At 45.2% G+C, this 1679-nt stretch carries 2 protein-coding genes; both read right to left on the reverse strand.

The window, feature by feature from the left end; genetic code table 11:
• On the reverse strand, positions 1-345 hold a 345-nt coding region (locus R3177_RS14725; RefSeq protein WP_318971761.1), incomplete at its 3' end, for a S4 domain-containing protein.
• A 149-nt stretch (positions 346-494) separates the two neighbouring features.
• Complete coding sequence (locus R3177_RS14730; protein WP_318971762.1) at positions 495-1157, reverse strand: DUF4136 domain-containing protein; 663 nt, start codon at positions 1155-1157, stop codon at positions 495-497.
• Positions 1158-1679: the final 522 nt, after the last annotated feature.

The following is a 1679-nucleotide window of genomic DNA, read 5'->3' on the forward strand; positions in this document are numbered from 1 at the left end:
CAACTGATGCAAACTGGCCGGGTTGTCCGGGCGGTTATTACAATCAATCCCCAGTGGTTTGTGGTATAGCAAATAGCTAAGCGGCGGGGCAGAGACAAGTGCCACACCGTCTATCCGGATATGATCAGCCTGACAGACCAGGTCGGTATGGTTCGCCACACTGCCATTTACCTCAACCCGGGCTGCAGTAATTAAACGTTCAGCCGCGCGACGCGAGCAATGGCCGCTTTGCGCTATCCACTTGGCCAGCCGGTGCTTTAGTTCAGAAGGTATGTTCAATTTGGTTTGCTTATCAGTTGATAAAAATAAGGTGTTATTGGGGCAGGTAACAGGTGAAAAGACCATGCCAGCTGCTCTTTGTCATAATAATGCCATGAATAACTGGCACACTATGCCGTGTTACACCTTCCTTCCTGGATATTTTCACTCAGATAGTGCAGGTTCACTCAGCGGGTGATGGGAGCTTCGGCTCCCATTTTTTTGCTCCGGCGATTTTAGTTACTTTCTTTAGTCAACCGGGTAGGGTAGCGCTGATAAATCAGCTGTACCGCATCTTTGATAGCCTGCTCTGGATTTTCCATCGCTTTTCTGGTTAACCGGCCATCAACCAGACCCTGCCAGACCAGCCGTTGCTCACTGGCATCGATAACATCAATGGTGACGGTACCGATTTTATACTCATTTTTTTCCAGACGGTTGCCAAAAAGTGGAATACCAAACATAAAACTGCTGCTTCGTCCGTAATAGCCATAACCGGCATTAAATGAAAACGGTGAGCTGCGAATATCAGTTCGCGTCTCGACGTTCGTCATATAATTTACCAGCAGATCAGGATTTTGTTCACTGTACTGATAGCCCAGGGCTGCCATTTCGCTGTTAATTGCACTTTTAAAATGCTGATCTAACAAAGTGGTATAGGCCTCGGTCTTGCCGGCTTCAGCGTTATCTGGTGCCCCGGTATTTGCCGGCTTGACAGAATTTGTGGTTGCAGCCGGGTCTTGCTGATCAGGTTGATAAAAACCGTAGGTCTGGTATTGCTGAAAATCAACAGTACGATCGTAATCAATCGTTGCCTGCTGTGTGCTGGAACAGCCACTTAGCCCCAGTAACAGGACAGCAGTAAAACACCAGGTACGGATAAGTGGGTTGTCACTCATAGTCATATTTGCCTCTTAACAGCGTAAGCAGTGGAATAACAGTATTGTAGCTAAGACCGGGCGCTTAACAATAAGTTTGGTTTATTTGTCATGCCGATAATGCGCCGATAGCAGGACAGCCACAGAAGAGGTCAGACCTCAGATCAGAAGCTCATCGTTACCTGATAAGCTGCTTCAACGATAAGTTATCGCCGCTTTTCACCAAATTTTAGCGTAAATCACTAACTCTAAATTGCAGATAATATTTGATTACAATTCCAATGTGTTTAACTTATTGAAATTAAATAATAAAAACATAAAATTCAGTCTGGCACAGGCTCTGCATCAGTCACTACCAGTAGTAACCACGAATTAAAAAACGGTTAGTTAAAACACTGACATTAAGTGTAAAACAAGGACTTAATAAAATGAAAAAGTTATCTCTGGTTGTGGCGGTATTTAGCTCTGCAGTTTTTCTAACTGGCTGTAACCAGGCCAACAGCAGCAGCAACAGCGATACCGCAGAAATTGTCGCGATCCCAG

The organism is Arsukibacterium sp. (genome assembly GCF_033722355.1).
Classification (GTDB): domain Bacteria; phylum Pseudomonadota; class Gammaproteobacteria; order Enterobacterales; family Alteromonadaceae; genus Alishewanella.